At 74.4% G+C, this 24337-nt stretch carries 22 protein-coding genes and 1 pseudogene; 8 read left to right on the top strand and 15 right to left on the bottom strand.

Features of this window, described 5'->3' with window-relative positions; genetic code table 11:
- Positions 1-16: 16 nt before the first annotated feature.
- From AC3D3D_RS06220 to AC3D3D_RS06190, 7 genes are all read right to left on the bottom strand, one after another.
- On the bottom strand, positions 17-820 hold the full coding sequence (locus AC3D3D_RS06220; protein ID WP_463662626.1) for a hypothetical protein: 804 nt from the start codon (positions 818-820) through the stop codon (positions 17-19).
- Positions 821-1113: 293 nt separating this feature from the next.
- Positions 1114-1497 carry a fluoride efflux transporter CrcB gene (gene crcB / locus AC3D3D_RS06215; RefSeq protein WP_463662627.1) on the bottom strand — a complete coding sequence of 128 codons (384 nt, stop codon included), beginning with the start codon at positions 1495-1497 and terminating at the stop codon, positions 1114-1116.
- Positions 1494-1937 carry a CrcB family protein gene (locus AC3D3D_RS06210; protein WP_463662628.1) on the bottom strand — a complete coding sequence of 148 codons (444 nt, stop codon included), beginning with the start codon at positions 1935-1937 and terminating at the stop codon, positions 1494-1496. The genes crcB and AC3D3D_RS06210 overlap by 4 nt, the downstream gene beginning before the upstream one ends.
- Before the next feature lie 31 nt (positions 1938-1968).
- Positions 1969-2676 (bottom strand): response regulator, encoded by a 708-nt coding sequence (locus AC3D3D_RS06205; protein ID WP_463662629.1) that lies wholly within the window; start codon positions 2674-2676, stop codon positions 1969-1971.
- Positions 2673-4118: a sensor histidine kinase gene (locus AC3D3D_RS06200; RefSeq protein ID WP_463662630.1), complete on the bottom strand. Its 1446-nt coding sequence runs from the start codon at positions 4116-4118 to the stop codon at positions 2673-2675. The genes AC3D3D_RS06205 and AC3D3D_RS06200 overlap by 4 nt, the downstream gene beginning before the upstream one ends.
- A 10-nt stretch (positions 4119-4128) precedes the next feature.
- Entirely contained in the window at positions 4129-4956 is an 828-nt protein-coding gene (locus AC3D3D_RS06195; RefSeq protein WP_463662631.1) for a hypothetical protein, read from the bottom strand.
- Complete coding sequence (locus AC3D3D_RS06190; protein WP_463662632.1) at positions 4953-5897, bottom strand: ATP-binding cassette domain-containing protein; 945 nt, start codon at positions 5895-5897, stop codon at positions 4953-4955. Before AC3D3D_RS06190 ends, AC3D3D_RS06195 begins: the two co-directional genes overlap by 4 nt.
- Before the next feature lie 251 nt (positions 5898-6148).
- Between AC3D3D_RS06190 and AC3D3D_RS06185 the strand changes: the two genes are divergently transcribed.
- Positions 6149-7087 carry a Bax inhibitor-1/YccA family protein gene (locus tag AC3D3D_RS06185; protein WP_463662633.1) on the top strand — a complete coding sequence of 313 codons (939 nt, stop codon included), beginning with the start codon at positions 6149-6151 and terminating at the stop codon, positions 7085-7087.
- An 84-nt stretch (positions 7088-7171) separates the two neighbouring features.
- Here AC3D3D_RS06185 and AC3D3D_RS06180 read toward each other — a convergent pair whose 3' ends face one another.
- Genes AC3D3D_RS06180 through AC3D3D_RS06170 form a run of 3 tightly spaced genes read right to left on the bottom strand, consistent with a single transcriptional unit; the run spans position 7172 to position 9552 of the window.
- Positions 7172-7582: an FKBP-type peptidyl-prolyl cis-trans isomerase gene (locus tag AC3D3D_RS06180; RefSeq protein WP_463662634.1), complete on the bottom strand. Its 411-nt coding sequence runs from the start codon at positions 7580-7582 to the stop codon at positions 7172-7174.
- A 54-nt stretch (positions 7583-7636) separates the two neighbouring features.
- Positions 7637-8266 (bottom strand): response regulator transcription factor, encoded by a 630-nt coding sequence (locus tag AC3D3D_RS06175; RefSeq protein ID WP_463662635.1) that lies wholly within the window; start codon positions 8264-8266, stop codon positions 7637-7639.
- On the bottom strand, positions 8263-9552 hold the full coding sequence (locus tag AC3D3D_RS06170) for a sensor histidine kinase (RefSeq protein WP_463662636.1): 1290 nt from the start codon (positions 9550-9552) through the stop codon (positions 8263-8265). Before AC3D3D_RS06170 ends, AC3D3D_RS06175 begins: the two co-directional genes overlap by 4 nt.
- Positions 9553-9659: 107 nt before the next feature.
- Between AC3D3D_RS06170 and AC3D3D_RS06165 the strand changes: the two genes are divergently transcribed.
- Positions 9660-10553 carry a hypothetical protein gene (locus AC3D3D_RS06165; RefSeq protein ID WP_463662637.1) on the top strand — a complete coding sequence of 298 codons (894 nt, stop codon included), beginning with the start codon at positions 9660-9662 and terminating at the stop codon, positions 10551-10553.
- 43 nt (positions 10554-10596) lie between these two features.
- Positions 10597-11322 (top strand): M50 family metallopeptidase, encoded by a 726-nt coding sequence (locus AC3D3D_RS06160; protein WP_463662638.1) that lies wholly within the window; start codon positions 10597-10599, stop codon positions 11320-11322.
- Positions 11323-11372: 50 nt separating this feature from the next.
- On the opposite strand, the gene AC3D3D_RS06155 is transcribed toward AC3D3D_RS06160, so the two are convergent.
- The 3 genes and pseudogenes from AC3D3D_RS06155 to AC3D3D_RS06145 all read right to left on the bottom strand — a co-directional run bounded on the left by AC3D3D_RS06155 (position 11373) and on the right by AC3D3D_RS06145 (position 14290).
- Positions 11373-11861 carry a GNAT family N-acetyltransferase gene (locus AC3D3D_RS06155; protein ID WP_463662674.1) on the bottom strand — a complete coding sequence of 163 codons (489 nt, stop codon included), beginning with the start codon at positions 11859-11861 and terminating at the stop codon, positions 11373-11375.
- A gap of 69 nt (positions 11862-11930) precedes the next feature.
- Positions 11931-12650: pseudogene (locus tag AC3D3D_RS06150) on the bottom strand (class I SAM-dependent methyltransferase); the annotation flags it as partial.
- A 53-nt stretch (positions 12651-12703) separates the two neighbouring features.
- Entirely contained in the window at positions 12704-14290 is a 1587-nt protein-coding gene (locus tag AC3D3D_RS06145) for an aspartate:alanine exchanger family transporter (protein WP_463662639.1), read from the bottom strand.
- A 65-nt stretch (positions 14291-14355) separates the two neighbouring features.
- Between AC3D3D_RS06145 and AC3D3D_RS06140 the strand changes: the two genes are divergently transcribed.
- The 3 genes from AC3D3D_RS06140 to AC3D3D_RS06130 all read left to right on the top strand — a co-directional run bounded on the left by AC3D3D_RS06140 (position 14356) and on the right by AC3D3D_RS06130 (position 20048).
- Positions 14356-15192: a MerR family transcriptional regulator gene (locus tag AC3D3D_RS06140; protein ID WP_463662640.1), complete on the top strand. Its 837-nt coding sequence runs from the start codon at positions 14356-14358 to the stop codon at positions 15190-15192.
- A 40-nt stretch (positions 15193-15232) separates the two neighbouring features.
- Positions 15233-17752 carry an excinuclease ABC subunit UvrA gene (locus tag AC3D3D_RS06135; RefSeq protein ID WP_463662641.1) on the top strand — a complete coding sequence of 840 codons (2520 nt, stop codon included), beginning with the start codon at positions 15233-15235 and terminating at the stop codon, positions 17750-17752.
- 85 nt (positions 17753-17837) lie between these two features.
- Positions 17838-20048 carry an NADP-dependent isocitrate dehydrogenase gene (locus tag AC3D3D_RS06130; protein ID WP_463662642.1) on the top strand — a complete coding sequence of 737 codons (2211 nt, stop codon included), beginning with the start codon at positions 17838-17840 and terminating at the stop codon, positions 20046-20048.
- Between the two features lie 174 nt (positions 20049-20222).
- Here the strand turns inward: AC3D3D_RS06130 and msrA are convergent, their stop codons facing one another.
- Positions 20223-20870 carry a peptide-methionine (S)-S-oxide reductase MsrA gene (gene msrA / locus AC3D3D_RS06125; RefSeq protein ID WP_463662643.1) on the bottom strand — a complete coding sequence of 216 codons (648 nt, stop codon included), beginning with the start codon at positions 20868-20870 and terminating at the stop codon, positions 20223-20225.
- Between the two features lie 79 nt (positions 20871-20949).
- Here msrA and AC3D3D_RS06120 point away from each other — a divergent pair, with 79 nt between their 5' ends.
- Both AC3D3D_RS06120 and ilvA read left to right on the top strand, forming a co-directional pair.
- Entirely contained in the window at positions 20950-22503 is a 1554-nt protein-coding gene (locus AC3D3D_RS06120) for an AI-2E family transporter (RefSeq protein WP_463662644.1), read from the top strand.
- Entirely contained in the window at positions 22500-23732 is a 1233-nt protein-coding gene (gene ilvA, locus AC3D3D_RS06115; protein WP_463662645.1) for a threonine ammonia-lyase, read from the top strand. The genes AC3D3D_RS06120 and ilvA overlap by 4 nt, the downstream gene beginning before the upstream one ends.
- 78 nt (positions 23733-23810) lie before the next feature.
- On the opposite strand, the gene greA is transcribed toward ilvA, so the two are convergent.
- A complete protein-coding gene (gene greA / locus AC3D3D_RS06110) occupies positions 23811-24299 on the bottom strand; it encodes a transcription elongation factor GreA (protein WP_463662646.1) in 489 nt (162 codons plus the stop codon).
- Positions 24300-24337 lie beyond the last annotated feature (38 nt).

The raw sequence follows: 24337 nt of genomic DNA, 5'->3' as shown, positions 1-24337 counted from the left end.
TCGATGAACCCAGAGCTCACCGGCTCATCAGCCACTGGACGAGGAAGACGATCGGCACGATGACGGCGGCAGATGCCCCGATGAGCCCGACGACGAGCGCCCCCTTCGCCTCCGCACCCAGCGTCGGCCTCGTCCATCCGGCACGGTCGAGGACCGCCTGCAGCGGCTCGTTCAGGTCGCCGGTGTTCAGCGTGTAGCCTGCGGCGGTCGTCAGACCGTCGGCACCTGTGCCGAGCTCGACGCGCTTCTCGAAGCGCCACACCCGGCCGCTGCTGCTGGACCCCGTGAGCTCTCCGACGACCGGCGCACCCGCCTGCCAGTCGAGCGCGTAGTAGTGGTCGGAGCGCGTCAGCCGCCCCTGACCGGCGACGACCAGACGCGTCTCGAAGACCCGGTCCGTCCCGTTGCGCTGGGCGAGCACCCACCACGACCGGTCCTCGAGGTCCCAGCGCACGCGGATCGTCTCGTCGTCGTGGGCGACGACGTAGGGCGTGTCGCGCAGCTCGTGGGCCAGGGCGGCGGCGACCGCCGCCAGCGGCCATGGCCGGGGGAGGTCCGCCGTGACGGGATCCGGGACGGCCGGGGTGAGCGCACCCTCGGAGCGCGTGCCCGACTCACGCCTGGTCCGCGGTGCGAGCACGAGGGCGACGACGCCCACGACGAGGCACAGGACGGCGATGAACCCGAAGGCCAGCCGTGCGCTCGTCCCGGTCACGGCGACGAGTGCCACGACCCCGGCGGCGATCCCCAGGAGCGTGAAGATCACGCCGAGGATGATCATGCCGATCCAGCTGTGCTGCGGCTTCAAGGTCCAGCGCATGCCCATCTCCTTCCGTTCCCGGCCGTCGGGGCCGGGCGGTCGAGGGCGACACGCTAGGTGCCGTCCGGCCCGGCCCGCACGGCCGGACGGGGGCAGGAGTCCCCCCGCACTGCCTGCCCCCGTACCGTGCCCGTCCCCCGCATGGCAGACCCGCACCGCCTGCCCGCCACCTCGCGTCGAGAAGATGGGTTGTGCCACGAGAGGATGGACAGAGGGCATCCTTTCGATACACGACCCATCTTCTCGATGAACGGGGGGAGGACCGGGCGGGCGGGTCCCGGGGCGACGGGACGTCAGGGCAGGGAGCTGAGCCAGAGGCCCAGGCCGGCGGCCGCGGTGGCGGCGACGAGCACGCCCAGGGCGTTGAGGCTCGCCGTCGCCCGGCGCCCCTCCTGGGCGAGGCGGATGCTCTCCAGGCTGGCCGTGGAGAAGGTGGTGTAGCCACCGAGGAGGCCGACGCCGAGCACCAGCTGCACGCCCTCCGGCAGCCAGGTGTGCGTGGCCAGCCCGGTGAGCAGTCCGAGAAGGAAGGAGCCGGTGAGGTTGACGACGATCGTGCCCCAGGGCAGGCCCGAGGTGCTGCGCGTACGCGAGCGAACGGCGTCGTCGACGAGGAAGCGGCACGTCGCCCCGAGCCCGCCGGCGGCTGCGATGCCGAGGAAGAGCAGCGGCGTCACGCCTCCTCACCCGCCGGTGGGCGGTGGGTGAGCGTCCCGAGGAGGATCCCGGCCCAGGTGGCGAGGCCTCCGAGCAGTACAGTGCCCAGGCCGTAGCCGATGGCGGCGCCGACATCGCCCGCGCCGACCAGCTCGGCGGTGTGCACCGCGAGGGCGCTGTAGGTGGTGAAGCCGCCGAGCAGGCCGGTGCCCAGCAGCAGGCGCACGCTGCGGCGGCGCCCCTCGTCAGGCCCACGCCGGGCAAGGGCCTCGAGCAGGAGGCCGAGCAGGAGGGCGCCCAGGAGGTTGATGCCGAGGATCGTCCAGGGGATGTCCCCGGTCGTGGGCAGGGCCAGGGTGAGGGCCTCCCGCGCCCCGGCACCGACCGTGCCGCCGGCCAGGACCAGTGCGAGCGACCCGGCCCGGCCGGGCGAGGTGGCCGGGCGTCGGTGCGTGGACATGGGTTCTCCTACCGTGCGGGCGCGACGGGCCTCAGGCCGGCTGGACGACGCCGGTCTCGTAGGCCAGGACGACGGCCTGGACCCGGTCGCGCAGGTCGAGCTTGGCCAGCACGGCGCCGACGTGCGTCTTGACGGTGGTCTCGGAGACCACCAGCTCGGCGGCGATCTCGGCGTTGGACAGCCCGCGCGCCACGAGGCTGAAGACCTCCAGCTCGCGGGAGGTGAGGCTGCCGATGCGCGGGTCGCGCTCGGCGGGGGACTGCTCCCGGCCCGTGACGGGCAGGCGCGGACCGAGCAGGTCGAGCATCCGCCGCGTGATCCGCGGGGTGATGACCGCGTCACCGACGGCGACCCGGCGGATGGCGTGCACCAGGTCGGTGGGCGGGGTGTCCTTGAGGAGGAAGCCCGAGGCGCCGGCGCGCAGCCCGGCGAAGGCGTACTCGTCGAAGTCGAAGGTCGTGAGGATGAGGACCTTCGCCGTCGGCTGGGTCCGCACGATCCGGGCCGTGGCGTCGACGCCGTTGAGGTCGGGCATCCGCACGTCCATGAGGATGACGTCCGGCCGCAGCGCCGCGGCCTGGGAGACGGCGGTGCGGCCGTCGCCCGCCTCGCCGACGACCTCGATGTCGTCCTCGGCCTCGAGGACCATCCGGAACCCCATCCGCAGGAGCGCCTGGTCGTCGGCCAGGAGGACGGTGACGACCCCCTGGTCCCCCTGCTGCCCGTGCGTCTCGCTCATCGCTGTGCCTCCGTCGTCCCGTTGTCCACCCGAAGGCGTGCCTCCACCCGCCAGCCGTTCGCCGTCGGGCCGGCGACCACGGTCCCGTCGAAGACGGCGGCCCGCTCGCGGATGCCGATGAGCCCGCGCCCGGACCCGCCCGCCGCGGCGGTCCCGCCGGAGGTGTTGTCCACGGTGATCGTCACATGCCCGGCCGCGTGCGCGACGCGGACCTTGATCGACGGCGCGTCGGGCGCGTAGCGCAGCACGTTGGTCAGGCACTCCTGGACGATCCGGTACACCGTCAGCTGGAGCGTGGCGTCCTGCGGCAGCGGCGGGCCGGTGAGCGTGAGCCGGACCGGCAGTCCGGCGTCGTGGAAGGAGCTCACCAGGTGCTTGAGGTCCTCGGCGGCCGGCTGGGGGGCCATCGGGGCGGCCACCCCGGGCAGCTCGCCGTCGGAGCCAGACGGGCGGCCGGGGCGGGTGTCCTCGCGCAGGATGCCGACCATGCGGCGGGTGTCCGCCAGCGCGTCCCGCCCGGCCCCGGCGAGGCGGTCCAGCGCGGCCCGGGCCCGGGCGGGGTCGCGGTCCATCGTGCGGGCCGCGCCGTCGGCGAGGGTGACCATCACCGACAGCGAGTGGGCCAGGACGTCGTGCATCTCCCGGGCGATGCGGGTGCGCTCCGAGCTGACCGCGATCTGCTCGCGCTGGTCGCGCTCGAGGGCGAGACGGCGTGCCCGGTCGTCGAGCTCGATGACGCGGCGCAGCCGGTCGCGCAGGTTCGACCCCACCAGGGCGGCGACGAGGACGATGCCGACGGCCTCGGCGCCGTCGAGCAGCCGGCTGCCCCCACCGCCGAAGACGAGGTAGGAGACGAGGATGTAGAGGGCCGTGCCCACCGAGGCCACGAGGGTGGTGCGTCCGGAGCGTTCGATGGCGATGGTCAGCACGAGGATCGCCACCGCGACGATCTCCACGGGGGCGATGCGCGGCGTGGACAGGACGTCGAACACCGGCAGCGGCGCCGAGGGGTCGTAGGTCCACACGGTGACCACCGGTGGGTCGCTCTCCAGGCCCGAGTCACCCAGTCGCGTGAGGGTCGGCACGACGAGGGCGCCGGCGAGCAGCGACACCGGGGCCCGTCGACGCAGCAGCAGCAGCCCGCCGAGCACGAGGGTCTGGGCGACGCCGAGCAGCGCCACCGGGGTGTACCGGCCCAGGGCGCCGACGACGGCCAGGCCCAGCATGACGAGCACGTACCCGGTGGCGATGAGCATGTCGAGCACGAGGGGGTAGCGCCCGGCCCAGCGCCCCAGCGGGCCGGTGAGGACGGTGCCCGCCTCCTGGGCGGCCAGGTCCACGGGCCGGTGCCCGCCGGCCGCGGCTACACCGGACGCGGCGGGCCCACCGGGCGCGGCGGGCGTGGTCGCCACGTCCGGCCCGGCGCGCTCGTCGACCGCCATCACCCGCTCCTCAGGCGTCGCGCCGCACCATGACCGCACCGCCGGCGACGAGCAGCACGGCGGCCCAGGCGGCGGAGAGCGACGCGCCGACGGTGTCGCTGTAGGCCGTGTCGATCCCGATGATCCCGCCGGACGGCGAGAGGTAGTCGGTGGCGAGGTTCGACGGCAGCAGGTCCCGCACGTGCGAGACCCAGTCCCAGGGCAGGAACTCCAGGACGATCGGCACGAGCATGAGCAGGACGAGCACCGCGGAGATCCCGCCTGCCGTGGAGCGGACGATCGCCGCGATCCCCAGCCCCATCAGCGCGCAGACCACCATGTACAGCACGAACAGGCCGACCACGGTCCAGGTCGATCCGTCCGTCAGGCTGACGCCGGAGCCCAGGGCGTCGGCGACGAGGGAGTTCGTCACCGCCCAGGTGCCGAGGAAGGCCACGAGCGACTGGAGGGCGATCGTCAGCGCCACGAGCACCGCCTTGGCCGAGAGCACCGCCAGCCGGCCGGGCTGGGCGGCGAGCGTGGAGTGGATCATCCCGGTGGCGTACTCGGAGGTCAGCGTGAGCACGCCGAGGATCGCCGAGGTCGTCCCCAGCAGTCCGGCGACCACCACCATGAGGTAGACGCCGTCGAGGTCGGCGAAGGAGGCGACGCCGCTGTCCTCGATGGTCGTGGTCAGGCCCCAGACCGTGCCCCACTGGAACAGGACGTAGGCCGCGACCCCGATGCCGAGCACCCACCAGGTCGAGCGCAGGGAGAAGAGCTTGACGGCCTCGGAGCGCAGCGTGCCCGGCCAGGTCACGCGTCCGGTGCGGGTGCGGGCGTCGACGGCGGTGCTCATCGCTGCTCCTCGGTCTGCTCGGGGGTCGGGGCAGGGCCGGGATCGCCGGCCCGGTACTCGACCGAGTCCTTCGTCAGCGTCATGAAGGCCTGCTCCAGGCTGGCGCTGCGCGGGGTGAGCTCGTGCAGGACGACGCCGGCGTGCAGCGCGGCCGCACCGATCTCGGGGGCGGGGATGTTCTCGACCTCGATCTGGTCCTCGGCGGAGCGCCGGACGGTCCCGCCCTGCGGGAGGGCGGCCAGGAGCTGGTCGACCTGCGGGGTGCGCACGACCACCACCGGCCGGACCGAGGCGTCGATGACGTCCTGGACCGGGCCGGAGGTGATGATCCGGCCGCGGCCGATGACGAGCAGGTGGTCGGCGGTCAGGCTCATCTCGCTCATGAGGTGGGAGGAGATGAACACCGTGCGCCCCTCGTCCGCGAGCGCGCGGACCAGCCGGCGGACCCACTGCACGCCCTCGGGGTCGAGCCCGTTGACGGGCTCGTCGAGGATGAGCACCCGCGGGTCGCCCAGCAGGGCGGCCGCGATGCCGAGGCGCTGGCCCATGCCCAGGGAGAAGCCGCCGACCCGCTTGCCGGCGACCTTCTCGATGCCGGCGAGCTCGATGACCTGCTCGACCCGGCGCCGCCCGATGCCGTGGGTGGCGGCCAGCGCCCGCAGGTGCGCGCGCGCCGTGCGGCCCGGGTGCACCCCGCGGGCCTCGAGCAGCGCACCGACCTCGTGCAGCGGGGCGCGCAGGTCCTGGTAGCGCTTGCCGTCGACCGTGACGGTGCCGGCCGTGGGCCGGTCCAGCCCGAGGATCATCCGCATCGTGGTGGACTTGCCCGAGCCGTTGGGGCCGAGGAACCCGGTGACCGTGCCGGGGGCGACCCGGAAGTCGACCCGGTCCACGGCGAGCGTGTCGCCGTAGCGTTTGGTCAGTCCTTGCGCCTCGATCATCGTGCGCCCCCCGGGGATCCGTTCGACCGTCGTCGGTGCAGGCTCGGCCCTGTCACGCCGCCCAACCTAGTACGTGGGGCCCGCGCGGCCCGAGACCGCGTCCCGGAGGCGCTTCGCCGTGGGGAGAACTGGCGCCACCGCACCTGACCGGAGGGGCCCCGAGCAGATACCCTGGGCGGGACACACGCCGTCGGCCCGCGTTGGTGGCGTAACTACCACGCTCCCCGCGCACCCAGCGGGTAGGAGGACCAGTGAGCAACCCGTACTTCAACCGGAGCGTCTTCTCAGACGATCCGCAGCAGCGACAGCGCGCCGCCGCCCCCGCCGGCGCCCCTCAGGGCCAGGCCCAGCAGGGTTATGCCCAGCAGGGGTACGCGCCCCAGGGGTATGCCCAGCAGGGCTACCCGCAGCAGGGCTACGCCCAGCAGGGTCAGCCCGGCTCGATGCCGATGGGCGGCTTCGAGCAGCAGTACGCCGGCGCGGCCGCGGCCCCCGCGGACACCGGCCGACTGACCTTCGACGACGTCATCGTCAAGTCCGGCCTCGTGCTGGGCACCGTCATCCTCGCGGCGCTCGCCACGGCGTTCGTCGTCCCGCTCGAGGCGATGGCCGCCCCGATGGTCGTCGGCGCGCTGGTCGGCTTCGTGCTGGGGATGGTCAACGCGTTCAAGAAGAGCCCCAGCCCCGGGCTCATCATGGCCTACGCGCTCTTCCAGGGTGTCTTCCTCGGTGGCCTGTCCGCCTTCATGGAGACCGTGTACCCGGGCATCGTCATCCAGGCGGTCCTGGCCACGTTCGCGGTCGCCCTGGTCACGCTCGGCCTGTACGCCTCGCGGGTGGTGCGCAACAGCCCGAAGCTCACGCGCTTCCTCATCATCGGCATGCTCGGCTACGGCGCCTTCTCGCTGATCAACTTCGGCCTGCAGATCTTCGGCATCTCGAACGACCCGTGGGGCCTGCGCACCGGCGTGGAGATCATGGGCATCCCGCTCGGGATCATCATCGGCCTGTTCGCCGTCGTCCTCGCCGCGATCTGCCTCATCCAGGACTTCGACATGATCGAGCGCGGCGTCAAGGCCGGCGTCCCGGCCCGCTTCGCCTGGGCGGCCGCCTTCGGCCTGGCCGTCACGCTCATCTGGCTCTACGTCGAGATCCTGCGGATCATCGCCATCCTGCGCGGCAGCGACTGACCGCTCCCGCTCGTGCGACCGCACACGACGGCGGCCGTCACCCTCACGGGGTGGCGGCCGCCGTCGTTCGTGGTGGCGCGGGGGTCAGTGCCGCTCGACGCCGACGATGTCGATGACGAAGACGAGGGTGTCCGTCCCGCCGATGCCGGCCTGGGGGACGCCGCGCTCGCCGTAGCCGTGCTCCGGCGGGATCGAGAGCAGGACGCGGGAGCCGACGGTCTTGCCCGGCAGGCCCTCGTCCCAGCCGCCGATGACCACGCCCATACCGATGGGGAAGGAGATCGTCTCCCCGCGGGCGTAGGAGGTGTCGAAGATGCCGCCGCCCCAGACCTGACCGTGGTAGTTGACGATGATCGTGTCACCGGCCTCGACGACCTCGCCGTCGCCGGGGGCGAGGACCTGGACCTGGAGGCCCTCGGGTGCGGTCGGCGTCGGGAAGGTCAGCGTCGGGCTCTCGCCGAAGGAGCCGGTGGCGGTGGGCAGCTGCTCGGACATGGACGTCCTCTCGTCGGTGGGCCGCGCGGGGCGGCGGTGCCGCACCACGCTACGTCAGGTCGAGTCGGCGAAGCCGGAGCGGAAGGCGGCCACGACCGCCTGCGTACGGTCGCGTGCACCCAGCTTGGCCAGCAGGGAGCGGACGTGGGTCTTGACGGTCTCGACGCCGAGGAACAGCTCCGCGCCGATCTCCGCGTTGCTCAGCCCCTCGGCGAGCAGCCGCAGCACCTCCGCCTCGCGGTCGGTGAGCGGGGGCAGCGGCGCGCGGCCGGGTGCGGTGCGGCGCACGAGGTCGCGGATCGAGGCGGGGAACAGCAGGCCGTCCGCCGCGGCGACGGTGCGCACCGCGTGGACGAGCTGGTCGGCGCCGGCCCGCTTGAGGAGGAACCCGTGGGCCCCGGCCTCGAGCGCCTCGAGGACGTAAGAATCGTGCTCGAAGGTCGTCACCACGAGCACCCGCGGCGCGGGGTCGAGGCGCAGCACCCGCCGCGTCGCCTCGATCCCGTCGATGCCGGGCATGCGCACGTCCATGACGACGACGTCGGGCGCGTGCGCCCGGGCGGCGGCCACGGCTCCCGCGCCGTCGGCGGCCTGCCCGACGACGTCGAACCCGTCCGCCGCGAGGATCGCCTCGAACCCGGAGCGCACCATCGCGTCGTCGTCGACGACGAGGACCCGCGTCATCGCCTCTCCCTCCCCGGAGGCGTCGAGGGGATCGGCACGCTCGCCTCGAGGCGCCAGACCGGACCGTCCGGGCCGTCGGCGGGACCCGCCGCCAGCTCGCCGCCGAGCATCGTCAGCCGTTCGTGCATGCCCACGAGGCCGAGGCCGCCCCGCCGACGGCGCTGCGCCGGCGTCCCGCCCGCCCCGGCGGAGACGGGGTTCTCCAGCAGGACCTCGACCCGGTCGTCGGCGACACGGACGTGCCCCGACGGTTCGCCGCTCCCGTGCCGGCGCGCGTTGGTCAGGCCCTCCTGGACCACGCGGTGGACGGCGTGGGCGGTGTCGTCGTCGAGGGTGGAGCCCGCCTCGACCGTGACGGCACCGCTTCCCCGCGGGCCCACCGGGCCGAGGACCTCGACGACCCGCTCCAGGTCGGCGCCGCGCGCCGACTCGCCAGTGGGCGGGGCCGCCTCGTCCCGGGAGGTCCCGCGCTCGGCGGTCCCGTGCCGGGAGTACCCGTGCCGCAGCGCGCCGAGGACCTCGTCGAGCTCGGCGACGGCGCCGTGGGTCGTCGCGGCGATGCGCGTGAGCGCGTCCCGCGCGAACGCCGGGTCGGTCGCGGCGACGCGGGCGCCCGCCTCGGCCTGCACGCCGATGGCGGTCAGTGCGTGGCCCACGGAGTCGTGGAGCTCACGGGCGAGGGTGTTGGCCGCGAGCAGCCGCTCGTGCTCCCGCTCGGCGTGGGCGAGCCGGTCGGCCGCAGTCGGACCGAGCACCGCCACGGCGAGGCGCTCGAGGGCGACGACGAGCAGTGGCTGGACCCCGACCCCCACCGCGAGCACGCCGATGCCGAGCGCCCCCAGACCCCACGGCGGCAGGTCGAGGCGCCACTCCGACAGTGCGTCGTCCACCGCGCCCGGGTCGAGAGCCCCCAGCAGCAGGGCGACGCCCTGGGGGACGCACCACAGCAGGGCGAGCAGGGAGGTCGCACCGAGCACGAGGACGACGAGGGCCCACAGCAGGCCGCGGCGGCGGGCCTCCCAGGACGTGGTGTCCGCGGGGTCGGGCAGGTCCACCCTCAGCAGGCCGCGGGCGAGCGCCACCTCCGCGGTCCGCACGGGCGGGGCGAGCAGCAGCGTCACCACCACGGCCGCGGAGAGGACGGACAGGGCGGCCATCGCCACCCGTGTGGGGCCGTCCGAGGTGAGGACGGTCTGCGTGAACCCGAATCCGAGCCAGGCCACGAGCGCGGCGCAGGCGCCGCCCACCAGGAGGTGGAGCAGCCCTCGCACCCAGCGGCCCGCCATCGCACCATCGTGGCAGCAACGCCGCCCGGCGGTATCCCTCGCCCGAGGGAGCACGTCCACCCCTGGGCGTGAGGTGGCGGCCTCGTCCCGGCGGCCAGCCTGTCGTCATGACCACCGCGACCACAGCCACCCAGCCCGCCACGACCCAGCGCCCCGGCCCGCTCGAGCGCGCGCTGGCGACGCTCGCCGTCCTCACCACGCTGCCCTACCTCGTCCTCAAGATCGCCTGGCTCGCCGGGTCCAGGGTGGGGCTCGCCGAGGGCTTCAACGAAGGCGCAGGGATGCTCGCCCTCAACGTGGCCACCGCGCTGCTCGACGTCGTCGCGCTGCTCCTCGCGCTCGCCCTGCTCACGGGCCGGGCCGCCCGGCTGCCCGGGGCACTCATCCTCCCGCCGCTGTGGATCGGTGCCGGCCTGCTCGGCCAGATCCTCCTCGCGCTGCCCGTCCAGCTCCTCGCCTCGGCGCTCATCGGCACCACGTCGCCCTCGGCGCCGGCCCAGGAGGTCCCGCCGATCGCCGACTGGGTCTACGCCCTGGTCTACACCGGGTTCGCCGGACTCGGGATCGGCCTGCTCGGCGCGTTCGCCGTGCACGCCGTGCGGCGCTGGGGGCACCTCCGTCCGCCCGCTCCCGGTCCGGCCGCCCGGACCGCGCTGCCGATCGCCGGGGCGCTCGCGGTGGTCGCGAGCATCGCCCACCTCACCCTCGCCGACGTGCCGCTGGGCACCCGGGTGCTCGACCAGGTCATCGGGGGAGCGGCCGCCCTCGCGCTCGTCGCCCTCACCGGCCGGACCCGGTCGCGGGTGCTGGTCGCCGCCGCCTTCGTCCTCACCGGTGCGCTCGCCGCCTGGGGCACCTACCTCGCCGTCGTCACGGTCGTGCCCAACCCGCTGGTCGGCCCCGGACCCGTCGACTGGGCCACCGCCGGCTCCGCCGCGCTGCGCGCCCTCGCCGGGTTCGCCGGCGCCGCGGCGCTCGGCCTCAGGCTGCGCGGTCGTTGAGGCGCTCCACCCGCCCCGCGGACACGCTTGCGATCATGGGGCGGTGGAGGTCGAGCAGGTCGCGGGCGAGGTGTGGGGACGGATCGTGCCCGCGGGGCGCCCCGAGGAGGGCTGGTGGTCGCTCGCCGCGGTCGGCGTGGCGCTCGCCGTCGTCGTCCTGCCGGTGCTGTGGCGGCTCGCCCGCCCGGCCGTGACCATCGCGCACGAGCTCGGCCACGCCGGCGTCGGCATCCTCGTGGGCCGGCGCTTCACCGGCTTCGTCGTCAGCTCGGACATGTCCGGCCACGCGGTGACCGTCGGCCCGCGGCGCGGCCCGGGGATGATCGCGACGACCTGGGCCGGCTACCCCGCCCCGGCCCTGCTGGGGGCCCTGCTCGTCCAGGTTGCCCTGCGCGGCTGGTCGTCCACCGCCCTGTTCGTCACCCTCGTCGTGCTCCTCGCCGCCCTCGTCTTCGCCCGGTCGCTGCACACGGTGGTGGCCGTCCTCGGCTCCGCCGCCGTCGTCGGTGGCGTGTGGTGGTTCGCCGACGCGGAGGTGTCCGCCGCGCTGTGCCTCGGCGCCGGGGTGCTCCTCCTGCTCGGCGCCTGGCGTCACCTCGGGGCGGTCATGCGCACCGGACGGCGGGGCGACGACCCGGCCCGGCTCGCGGAGCTCACCGGGGTGCCGGCGTGGCTGTGGAACGGAACGTTCCTCCTGGTGCTGGCGGCGTGCACGTGGTGGACCTGGAGCGTGCTGCGGCCGCTGCTTCCCGCCGAGCTACCGATCTGACTCGGCGCCGGCCCAGGCCGGCCCAGGCCGGCTCGCGGGACGGCCGCGGGTCAGAACCGGCGCAGCATCGTGGCGGCGCCCGCGTCCCCGCCCACCTCGACGAACCCGAGGCGCTCGTAGATCCGGCGCGCGCGATCGTTGTCCCGCTCCACGCTCAGGCTGACGCCGGGCCGACCGCCTTGGCGGGCCCGCTCGAGCACGGTGGCCACGAGGGCCGTGCCCACGCCCCGGCCGCGGGCGTCGCCCGTGACAGCCACGGACAGCTCCGGCACGTCCGGCGCGACGAACCCGTACCCGGGCGCCTCCGGCGGCAGCAGCCGCAGCCACGCCGCCCCGAGGACGGTGCCGGCCGCGGCCGGGTCGTCGCCGGCCGGGTCGTCGACCAACCGGTCGCTGTCGACCGGTTCGCCGTCGACCGGGTCCTCGTCGACGACCGCGACCGCGCCGCCCTCGTCCGGCCCCCACCCGTCGACGTAGCGCGCGACGGCGGGGTCGTCGCGCAGCGCACCGGCGTCGACGCGGTCGCCGCGCCAGCCCATCGCCCCGGCGAGCGCGTCCCAGAGCAGCTCCTCGTCGTCGGCGACGGCCGCCCGTACGCGCCACGGCCGGCGGGCCGCGACGACCACGTGCTCCCTGCCGGGCCGGTCGGGTGCCTCGCGCACCGCTGTCGTCGCGAACCCGGCCGCCGCGAGGTCGGCCCGCACCTCCGTGGCCTCGCGGAACCGCAGCGTCGAGTCCGAGGTGACCACCGCGCCGTCGTCGTGGAAGCGGTAGGTGAGGCGGAAGGAGACCAGGGGGAGCGCGACCTCGGTCAGCGCGAAGGACTCGGTGACCCGGCCGGTCCCGGGCACGTCGAGCGTGCGCGGGAGACGGTCCTTCTCCCAGGCCTCCCACGCGCGTGCGCCGGGCCGGCGGGTCTCGAGCACGAGGTGCCCGCCGGGCGCGAGCGCGCGGCGGGTCTCGGCGAGCGTGGCGGCCCACGCGTCGTCGGTGAGGAAGACCTGCGCCACGTTCGCGGTCATCACCACGAGGTCCGCCCAGCCGGTCGGTGCGTCCGCGGCTGTGCCGACCACCCAGTGCACGAGGTCGGCCCCCGGCTTCGCACGCGCGACGTCGATCGAGGCCGCCGCGGGGTCGATGCCGACCACCTCGACGCCGTCGGCGGCCAGGCGCACCGCCAGCGTCCCGGTGCCGCAGCCCAGGTCGAGGACCCGCCGCGCACCGAGCTCGCCCACCAGGTCCACGTAGGCGTCGAGGTCGGAGCGGTCCGGGTCGAAGGGGTCGTACAGCGGGGCGAGGCGGGCGTCGTCGAAGATCGGGTCGGGCACGGGCCCAGCGTCCCGTGCGCGCGGGGGCCGCGCCATCGCATTCCCTCCGCGGGTCAGAGCGCGACGACGGCCTGGACCACGACGATCTTCACCACCACGGCGAGGGCGAACAGGGCGGAGTAGCCGGACTCGGCCCGGTCGTCGTCGACGATCGACGTCACGTGCCCGAGCAGCACCGGCTGGCCGATGAACCCCGCCATGGCCCCGGCCGTGCGCGCCGACGACAGGCCGGCGGCGCGGCCGAGCAGCCAGAAGAGCGCGAGGACGACGAGCAGGAGGACGACCGCCGACAGCGCCACGGCGAGGCCGGTGGCCGTGAACGCGGTCGAGCCGAACGCCTGCCCGCTCGCGAGGCCGACGGTGGCGAGGAAGAACATGAGCCCGAACTGCCGGATCGTCAGGTTGGCGGCCAGCGGCATCGTCCACACGAGCGGACCCGTGCGCCCGAGCCGGCCGAGCACGAGCCCGACGACGAGAGGACCCGCCGCGCTGCCGAGCGCCAGGCCCGCCCCACCGCCGAGGGGGATCGTCACGAGGCCGACGGCGATGCCGAGCACGACGCCGAGGCCGAACGGGAGGAAGTCGACCTCGGTGACGCGGTGCTCGGAGTCACCGAACTCGCGGCGCAGGTCGTCCAGCCGGCCGCGGGGGAAGACGACGCGGACGCGGTCGCCGAGCTGGAGCGCCATGTCGTGCTGGGCGAGGAGGTCGCGGTCCCCGCGGCGCACGCGGGTGATGACGCCGCCGAACCGGGCCGGGATCCTGAGGTCGGCCACCGTCGCGCCGGCGATCGCCTGGTCGGAGACGACGAACCGCCGGTAGGTCACCACGGAGTGATCGTCCGCGAGGTCGCTCGGCGCGGCCGTGCCCAGGACCTCCGCGGCGGTGCGGACGGCGTCCGGCACGCCGACGAGGAGCACGCGGTCCCCGGCGCGCAGGTCGTCGTCCGGGTCGGCGACGCCGAGCGCGCCGTCGCGGAGCAGGTAGGACACGCGCACGCCCGCCGGCTCACCCGGCAGGAACGCGATCCCGGGGATGTCGGAGATCGCCACGGGCCGCTCGACGTCGACGGTGAGCGTGAGCAGGCCCGCGGCGGACAGCGGCGCCGGGTCCCGGCGCGCCGGGAGGTCGGTGCGGGCGACCCGGGAGAGCACGAGCAGGGTGACGACCACCGCGATGGGGTAGCTGATCGCGTAGCCGACCGCCGGGTCCGTCGACCCGCCGAGCGCGTCGCTCGCCGCGGCCATCGCCGGGGTGGCGGTGAGCGAGCCGGAGAAGAGCCCGCCCGTGATGCCGGGACCGAGGTCGGCCGCCCGCCCCACGACCACGGCGAGCGCGCCGAAGAGCACGACGAGGACGGTCGCGCCGCCCATGAGCGGCGCCTGCCGCCGCAGGTCGCGGAAGAATGAGGGGCCGGCGGCGTTGCCGATCGTGTAGACGAACAGCGTGAGGCCGATGGCCTGCGCGACCGCGAGCCCCTCGCCGAGACGCGGGTCGAGCGCGCCGAGCGCCAGCCCGATGAACAGGGCACCGGCGGCCCCGAACCGCAGCGGGCCGAAGGGCACCGCCCCGAGGGCGGTACCGAGCGCGACGACGAGGAAGACCGTGAGGAGGGGCGTCCCCGCCAGGATGTCGAGCACGGGCCCACGCTATCCGCGTGAGGCGGCGTTGACCCTGCCACGATGTCAGGCCCCAGACTCGTGCCATGACCGACGACCGGCCCATCGCCATCGGCGCCTTCTCGAACCGGACGCGACTCAGCGTCCGGATGCTCCGGCACTACCACGAGCACGGTGTGCTCGTGCCGGAGCGCGTGGACGGCTCCGGCTACCGGTGGTACTCGCCCGCCCAGCTCGTCGACGCCGTGGACGTGCGGCGGCTGCGCGACGTCGGGTTCCCGGTCTCGGCCATGGCGGCGCTGCTCGCCGCGCGCCACACCCCCGCACTGGACTCCGCGCTGCGCGCCCAGCGCGAGGTCCTCGAGCAGGAGCGTGCCGACGCCACCGAGCGCCTGCGAACCATCGACCGCATGATCGAACGCCTGGGAGGCGATGACATGACCACCTTCGAGATCACCCGCCGCACGACCGAGCCGATGACCGTGGTGTCCCTGCGCGGCACCGTGCCCACCTACGCCGACGAGGGGCGGCTCTGGGAGCGCTTCATGCCCGAGCTCGCCCGGCAGGGCATCACCCCGACCGGCCCCGGCGGCGTCGTCGAGCACGACCCCACCTACATCGAGCGCGACCCCGACGAGTCCGTGTTCCTGCCGGTGGCGCCCGGCACGACGGCGACCGCCCCGCTGGTGGTCGACGACCTGCCCGCGCAGGACGTCGTCGTCGCCCGCGTCGTCGGGGCGTACTCGCAGATCAGCGACGCGCACGCCCACATCGGTGCCTACGTGGCCGAGCACGGGCTGACCGAGGCCGACGGCGCCGCCGACGCTCTCGTGGGGAAGACGTTCAACGTCTACCTCGGCGACCCGTCGACGACCCCGCTGGACGAGCGCGTGACCGAGGTGCACCGGCCCGTCCAGGGGTGAGACCCGGCGCGCCCGCCGGCGCGGGGTGAGAATCGGGGGCATGGACGCGTACGACCAGCCGAGCGTGATTCGGGTGCGCGGGGCCCGCGTGCACAACCTGCGGTGCGTCGACGTCGACCTCCCGCTGCGGCGCCTCGTCGCCGTGGCGGGGGTGTCGGGCTCGGGGAAGTCCTCCCTCGCGATGGGCGTGCTGTACGCGGAGGGCTCACGCCGCTACCTCGAGGCCCTGTCGACCTACACGCGCCGCCGGCTCGCGCAGGCCCCCCGCTCCGCCGTCGACTCCGTGGCGCACGTCCCGGCCGCCCTCGCGCTGCGGCAGCGCCCCGGCGTGCCGGGCGTGCGCTCGACCTTCGGCACCACGACGGAGCTGCTCAGCGTCCTCAGGCTGATGTTCTCCCGGCTCGCCTCGCACCGGTGCGCGAACGGGCACGCCCAGCCGCCCACCCTCGACGTCGCCGCCGAGGTGCCGATGACCTGCGCGGTCTGCGGGGCGGACGTCGACCCGCCCGGCGCCGAGGACCTCTCCTTCAACTCGCGCGGCGCCTGCCCCACGTGCTCGGGCACCGGGATCGTGCGGGAGGTCGACGACGCGACCCTGGTCCCGGACGAGTCCCTCACCATCGACGAGGGCGCGGTCGTGCCGTGGCGGACCTTCAACTTCAACGTCCAGCCCGACATCGTCCGCGAGATGGGCGTGCGCACCGACGTCCCCTACCGCGAGCTCACCTCCGACGAGCGGGCGATCGTCCTGGACGGGCCCGAGGAGAAGCGGCACATCACGGTCACTACCAGCAAGGGCCTGCACGATCTCGACTTCACCTTCCGCAACGCCCGGCTGACCGTGACCAAGGAGCTCGATCGGGCCACCGACGAGAAGCGCCTGGCCCGCGTCGGCAAGTTCCTCACCGACCAGGTGTGCACCGACTGCGACGGGAGCCGGCTCTCCCCGGCGGCCCGCGCGCCCCGGATCGGTGACCTCGGCCTGGCCGACGTCACCGCCATGACCCTCGACGAGGTCCGCGCCTGGGCCCCGACCGTCGCCGAAGGGCTCCCCGACGAGATGCGCGAGATGGCCGACGGGCTCGCCACCACGCTGCTCGGCATGTGCGAGCGGCTCGTCCAGCTCGGCCTGGGCTACCTCGCCCTCGACCGGGCCGGCTCGACCCTCTCGACCGGCGAGAGGCAGCGCGCCCAGCTCGCCCGCGCCGTGCGCAACCGCACCACCGGCGTGCTCTACGTCCTCGACGAACCCTCCATCGGCCTGCACCCGGCCAACGTCGAGGGCCTGCTCGGGGTGGTCCGCGACCTGCTGGTCGACGGCAACTCCGTGGTCCTCGTCGACCACGACGTCGCGGTCCTCGGCGAGGCGGACCACCTCGTCGAGATCGGCCCCGGCTCCGGGCCCGACGGCGGCCGGGTCATCGCCCAGGGCACGGTCGCCGAGGTGATCGCCGACCAGGCCTCACGGCTCGGCGGCTTCCTCGACGGCACCGAGCCCGTGGTCGTGCGCGAGCAGGCCGAGCCCGGGGACGTGTTCACCGAGGGGGCGATCCACCTCGCCACCGACGCCATCCACACCGTCCACCCGCTCGCCGTCGACATCCCCCGCGGGCGGCTCACCGCCGTGACCGGGCCCTCCGGCTCCGGCAAGACCACGCTCGTCCTCGAGGGCCTCGTCCCCGCCCTCGCCGCGGCCGCCGGCACGCAGCCGATGCCGGCGCACGTCACCGACCTCGACCCCGCCGGCATCGAGCGCGTCCAGCTCGTCGACGCCACGCCGATCGGCATCAACGTGCGCTCCACCGTGGCCACCTACTCCGGCGTGATGGACGAGCTGCGGCGGACCTTCGCCGACCTGCCCGTGGCCCGCGAGCGGGGCATCTCCGCCGCCGACCTCACCCACAACACCGGCTCGCTGCGCTGCCCGCGCTGCGAGGGCACCGGCCAGATCACCCTCGACGTCCAGTTCCTGCCCGACGTCGACGTCGCCTGCCCCGACTGCTCCGGCTCGCGCTACGCGCCCGAGGCGTACGATCTGCGCCGCCCGGTGCCCGGCGGCGGGGACGTGGCGCTGCCCGAGGTGCTCGCCATGAGCGCGGCCGAGGCGCTCGACGTCGTGGGCGACGTGCGTGGCGTGGGCCGCCGCCTGCGCACCCTGATCGACCTGGGCCTGGGCTACCTCACCCTCGGCGAGGCGACGCCGACGCTGTCCGGTGGGGAGGCCCAGCGGCTCCGGCTCGCCACCGAGCTCGGCCGGCGCCAGGAGCGCACCCTGTTCGTCCTCGACGAGCCGAGCGTGGGTCTGCACCCGCTCGACGTCCGGGTGCTCCTGGGCGTCCTCCAGCGGCTCCTCGAGAAGGGGGCGAGCATCGTCGTCGTCGAGCACGACCTGGACATCGTCGCCAACGTCGACCACGTGATCGACCTGGGTCCCGGCGGGGGAGAGGACGGCGGACGGATCGTCGTCACCGGCACGCCCGACCAGGTCGCCGCCCACACCGAGAGCCTGACCGGCCGCCACCTCGCCCGCCATCTGGGCCGCGCACCCGGGCAGGGATGAGGCCCGGGCCGCGACGCACCGGGCCCCGATCGGATAATCTCGACGTCGAACCATCCCCGGCAGCCGAGGAAGAGGCCACGCGACGATGTCGACCATCATCTTCACGCTCACCGACGAGGCGCCGTTCCTCGCGACCTACTCGTTCAAGCCGATCGTCGAGGCCTACGCCAGGGCGGCGGGCGTCGAGATCGAGACCCGAGACATCTCGCTGGCGGGCCGCATCCTTGCCGCGTTCAGCGACCGGCTCCCCGCCGAGCAGCGGGTCGACGACGCCCTGGCCGAGCTCGGCGCGCTCACCCAGCGCCCGGACGCCAACATCATCAAGCTGCCCAACATCTCCGCCTCCGTGCCGCAGATCCGGGCCGCGGTCGCCGAGCTCCAGGCCCAGGGCGTCGACCTGCCGGACTACCCCGACTCGGTCGACACGGACGAGGACAAGGACGTGCGCGCCCGCTACGACGCCGTCAAGGGCTCCGCCGTCAACCCCGTCCTGCGCGAGGGCAACTCCGACCGCCGCGCCCCCGTCGCGGTGAAGAACTACGCGCGTGCGAACCCGCACCGCATGGGCGCCTGGAGCGCCGACTCGCGCAGCAACGTCGCCACGATGGACGCCGGCGACTTCCGGCACAACGAGCAGTCCGTCATCGCGGAGGAGGCGGGCACCTGGCAGATCCGCCACGTCGCCGCCGACGGCGCGGTCACCGTCCTCAAGGACGCGGTGAAGGTCCAGGCCGGCGAGGTCGTCGACTCCTCCTTCATGTCGGCCGCCGCCCTGGACGCCTTCCTCGAGGCCCAGGTGGCGCGCGCCAAGGAGGAGGGCGTGCTGTTCTCCGTCCACCTCAAGGCCACGATGATGAAGGTCTCCGACCCGATCATCTTCGGGCACACCGTGCGCGCCTACTTCGCCGACGTCTTCGCCCGCCACGGCGAGGCCCTCGCCGCCGCCGGCCTGTCCGCCAACGACGGCCTCGGAGCGATCTACGCAGGCCTCGAGCAGCTCCCGGACGGCGCCGAGATCCGCGCCGCCTTCGACGCCGCGGTCGAGGCCGGCCCGGACCTGGCCATGGTCAACTCCGCCAAGGGCATCTCCAACCTGCACGTGCCCTCCGACGTCATCGTCGACGCCTCGATGCCCGCGATGATCCGCACCTCCGGCCACATGTGGGGCGCCGACGACCAGGAGCACGACGCCCTGGCCGTCATCCCCGACTCCTCCTACGCCGGCGTCTACCAGGCGGTGATCGACGACTGCCGCGCCAACGGCGCCTTCGACCCGACGACGATGGGCTCGGTGCCCAACGTCGGCCTCATGGCGCAGAAGGCCGAGGAGTACGGCAGCCACGACAAGACCTTCGAGATCGCCGCCCCCGGCCGGGTCGAGGTCGTCGACGACGCCGGCGAGGTCCGCATGTCCCACGACGTCGAGGCCGGCGACATCTGGCGCGCCTGCCAGACCAAGGACGCCCCGGTCCGCGACTGGGTGCGCCTCGCCGTCACCCGGGCCCGCGCCACCGGCACCCCGGCGGTGTTCTGGCTCGACGAGACCCGCGCCCACGACCGCAACCTCATCGGCCTGGTCCGCACCTACCTGGCCGACCACGACACCGACGGCCTTGAGCTCGAGATCATGGACCCGGTCTCGGCGACCCGGTACTCGATCGAGCGCATCCGCCGCGGCGAGGACACCATCTCGGTGACCGGCAACGTGCTGCGCGACTACAACACCGACCTGTTCCCCATCCTCGAGCTCGGCACGAGCGCGAAGATGCTCTCCGTCGTGCCGCTGATGAACGGCGGCGGGCTGTTCGAGACCGGCGCCGGCGGCTCGGCGCCGAAGCACGTCCAGCAGCTGGTCGAGGAGAACTACCTGCGCTGGGACTCGCTCGGTGAGTTCCTCGCCCTGGCGGAGTCGCTGCGCCACCTCGCCGAGGTCGACGCCAACCCCGGCGCCCAGGTCCTCGGCGACGCCCTCGACCGGGCCACCGAGAAGCTGCTGACGGAGAACCGCTCGCCGGCGCGCCGGATCGGGCAGATCGACAACCGCGGCTCGCACGCCTGGCTGGCGACCTACTGGGCCCAGGAGCTCGCCGCGCAGACCGCCGACCCGGCGCTCGCGGCGCGGTTCGCCCCGGTGGCCGAGCAGCTGACCGCGCAGGCCGAGACGATCTCCGACGAGCTCATCGCCGTCCAGGGCAGCCCGGCGGACATCGGCGGCTACTACCGCCCCGACGGGGCGAAGGCCTCCGCGGTCATGCGCCCCTCGGCCACGCTCAACGCCATCATCGACGGGGTCTGACACCGCTCGACACGTCGCTGCCTGCCGCCCGCTGCCTGCCGCCCGCTGCCTGCCGCCCGCTGCCTGCCGCCCCTCCTCGCCGAGGTAGACCCTGCCCGGTCGAGAACGACCTCTCAGAGGTCACTCCCGATCGAGTTCGGTCCACCTCGGCGCGGGAGCGCGGCGCGGCGCAGGTCAGCCGACGTTGCAGACCAGGCCGTTGGGGCCGTGGTTGCAGTACCCGCCGGGGTTCTTCTCCAGGTACTGCTGGTGGTAGTCCTCGGCGGCGTAGAACGGCCGGTCACCGAAGGCCTCGATCTCGGTGGCGATCGGCGGGCCGTCGACCTCGTCGATCGCCCGCTGGAAGGCCGCCCGGGTGCGTTCGGCGGCCTCGCGCTGCCCCTCGGTCGTCCACCAGATCGCCGAGCGGTACTGCGAGCCGACGTCGTTGCCCTGACGGTCCTTCGTCGTCGGGTCGTGGTTCTCCCAGAAGGCCTTGAGCAGCTGCTCGGGACTGACCACAGCCGGGTCGTAGGCCACGAGCGCAGCCTCGGCGTGCCCGGTCAGCCCGGTGCACACCTCCTCGTAGGTCGGGTGCGGCGTGAACCCGCCGGTGTAGCCCACCGCGGTGCCGACCACCCCGGGGATGCGCCAGAAGATCCGCTCGACGCCCCAGAAGCAGCCCATGCCGACGTAGATCTCCTCGGTCCCCTCGGACCACGGCCCGGTCAGGGGGGAGCCGAGGACGATGTTGCGCTCCGGCGGCGTGTAGGCGGGGGCCGAGCGGCCGGACAGCGCGGTGGCCGCCGACGTCGGACGGGCGGGGCGGGAGAACAGGTTCATGTCCGGGTAACACCGCACGCACCGCGGACCTTCCCTCACCTAGTCTGGGAGACCCCACCACCACGGCCGAAGGACGGCGATGCCCCGATTCTCCCGATCCCTGCGCAACGCGCTCGGGGCGACCGGACGGCGGGCCTCGGCGGCCCTGGCCGCGGCGCGCTCCGGGGAGCCGGACGGGACGGGTGGGCCCGGCGGACCCGCCCCCGGCGCGGGGGAGGGCGAGCACGTGGTGGAGGGCCACCTGTACTCCCGGACGGCCGGCGGGCTCGTCGCCGGTGACGTCGACGCCGGCGCCGCCCACGCCGACGACGAGCACATGGCCGCGCCCGAGCGCACCGTGCCGTGGACGATCCGCGCCCTGGGCGCCTGGTCCTGGCGCTTCATCGCCATCTGCGTCGCGGCGGCGATCATCGGCTGGCTGCTCGTCCAGCTCAAGGTCGTCGCCGTCTCCCTGCTCGTGGCGATCCTGCTCTCGGTGCTCCTGGCCCCGGTGGCCACCTTCCTGCGCCGCCGGCTGCACTTCCCGCGCACCATCGCGTCGCTGTCCTCGCTCGTCCTCCTGCTGGTCTTCATCGCCGGGCTGCTGGTGCTCGCGGGGCAGTCGATCGCCTCGGGCTTCCGCCAGCTCGCCGACCAGGCGCTGCAGGGCGTCGACCAGCTCGTCAGCTGGCTCGCCACCGGACCGCTGGGGATCGACCAGACGGCGCTGGACAACGCGATGGAGCAGGCCGGGCAGGCCCTGCAGGACAACTCCGAGTCGCTGGCCACCGGCGTCGTGTCGGTGACCTCCTCGGTCGCGGAGGTCTTCGCCGGGTTCTTCATCGCCATCTTCTGCACGTTCTTCTTCCTCGCCGACGGCCGTTCGCTGTGGTCCTGGGTGGTGCGGCTCATGCCCGTCCGGGCGCGCACGACCATCCACGAGGCCGGGGTGCGCGCCTGGTTCACCGTCAGCGGCTACACGCGCGGGCAGATCATCGTGGCCTTCATCGACGCCGTCGGCATCGGCGTCGCCGCCGCGCTGCTGGGCGTCCCGCTCGCCCTGCCGATCGCCATCCTCGTCTTCCTCGGGGCGTTCATCCCCATCATCGGTGCGCTCATCTCGGGCACCGTCGCCGTGCTCGTGGCGGTCGTCGACTCCGGCATCTACATCGCGCTCGCCATGCTCGGTGCGGTGCTGCTGGTCCAGTTCATCGAGAGCCACGTGCTCCAGCCGATGATCCAGTCCCGGGCGGTGCAGGTGCACCCCATCGCCGTGCTCCTCGCCGTCGCCGGCGGCACGGCGGTCGCCGGGCTGGTCGGGGCCCTGTTCGCGGTGCCGATCGTCGCGGTGGTCAACTCCGTGGGCCTCTACCTCTCGGGCCGCGACCCGCAGCCGCACCTCGACCGGGACTACCACCGGCCCGGCGGGCCGCCGGCCACGCTCCTCGAGCTCGCCCCGACGGCGGACGAGGCCGAGGACGAGCCCTTCGCCGATGCCTTCCGCGACGACGCCCCCGGCCACGTCTCGCCGGCCGCGCCCGTCTCGCCGGGCGGGGCGCGGGGCGGGGCGCCGGGCGGCGGCACGGGTACGAGCACCTCCGGGGCGCGTGACCCCGGCGACGACCGCCCCGGGGGCGGGGGAGGGGCCGCATGAGTGCCGTCGACGACCTGCCGGGCCTGCCGACCCTGGCCGAGCTGACGGCCGCGCGCGACATCGTGCGCGGCATCGCCCACGAGACACCGGTCCTCAGCTTCTCGTCGATGGGGGCGCGCACGGGGGCGCCGGTGCTGCTCAAGGCCGAGCACCTGCAGCGCACCGGGTCGTTCAAGATCCGCGGGGCGGCGGTGCGGTTGAGCCGGCTCGGCAGCGACGAACGCCGGCGCGGCGTCGTCGCGGCCTCGGCCGGGAACCACGCCCAGGGCGTCGCGCTCGCGGCCCGCGAGCTCGGCATCCCGGCCACGATCTACATGCCCGCCGACGCCGCGCTGCCCAAGGTCGAGGCCACCCGGAGCTACGGGGCCGAGGTCGAGCTGACCGGCAGCCACCTCATGGAGTGCCTGGCCTCGGCCGAGGAGGCCTGCGCGCGCTCGGGACGCACCTTCGTCCACCCCTACGACCACCGGGACATCGTCCTCGGCGCGGCCACCCTCGGTCTCGAGGTCCTCGAGCAGGTCCCCGACGTCGCCACCATCGTCGTCCCCACCGGCGGGGGCGGGCTGCTGGCCGGGGTGGCCGCCGCCGTGGCCGCCGTCCGACCGGGGGTGCGCGTCGTCGGGGTGCAGGCGGCGAACGCCGCGGCCTGGCCCACCTCGCTGGCGCAGGGACAGCCGGTGCCGCTGGAGGAGGTGCGCACGATGGCCGACGGGATCGCCGTCGGCAGGCCCGGCTCGGTGCCCTTCGCGATCGTCCATGCCCTGGTCGACGACGTGCGCACCGTGGCGGAGGAGGAGATCTCCCGCGCCCTGCTGCTCCTGGTCGAGCGGGCCAAGCTGGTGGTCGAACCCTCCGGGGCGGCCGGGATCGCCGCCCTGTCCGCCCGCCCGCAGGACTTCGCCGACGGACCGACGGTGGTCCTGCTCTCCGGGGGCAACATCGACCCGCTCCTGCTGCTGCGGGTCGTCCGCCACGGCATGGCCGCGGCCGGCCGGTTCGTCTCCCTGCGGGTGCGGGTGCCCGACGCCCCGGGTTCCCTCGGCGCGATCCTGTCCCGGCTCGGCTCGGTGGGCGCCAACGTCGCCTCCGTCGAGCACTCGCGCACCGCCCCGGGGTTGGCCGTCGACGAGGTCGAGATCGCCGTCGAGCTCGAGACCAAGGGGCCCGAGCACGGCGAGCAGATCCGCGCCGCGCTGGCCGAGGCCGGCATCGACGTGCGCGAGCACTGATCCCGTGCCGGGGGCGGACATGCCAAGGGCCCGGCCGCCGGAGGGCGACCGGGCCCGCAGCATGCGGCGCGGCGGTGCTCAGGGGGCGAAGGGCGTGACCGTGACGAGCTCGACCGAGATGGTCGCCCCGTTGGGCGCCTCGTAGGAGGTCGACTCCCCGGCGCTCTTGCCCAGCAGGGCCTGGCCCAGCGGCGAGGACTCGGAGAAGACCTCGACGTCGAGACCGTCGGCCGCCTCGCGCGAGCCGAGCAGGAAGGTGCGCTCCTTGCCCGCGATCTTCGCGGTGACGACCATCCCCGGCTCGACGACGCCGTCGTCGGCCGGCGGCTCACCGACCTGCGCGTTGCGCAGCAGCGCGGTGAGCTGGTTGATCCGGGCCTCCTGCTTGCCCTGCTCCTCGCGGGCGGCGTGGTACCCGCCGTTCTCCTTGAGGTCACCCTCCGAGCGGGCCTGCTCGATCCGCTCGGCGATCTCCTGGCGGCCGGGCCCGGAGAGCTGCTCGAGCTCGGCGCTCAGACGGTCGTACGCCTCCTGGGTCAACCAGGTGGTCCCGGTCTGCTGAGACATCACGGCTCCTTACGTCGTGTGCTGGTGCCCGTCGCCGT

The sequence above is a fragment of the Georgenia sp. X1117 genome, assembly GCF_057784635.1.
The sequence above is the reverse complement of the archived record's forward strand: the minus strand, read 5'-3'. Positions and strand labels throughout refer to the sequence as shown.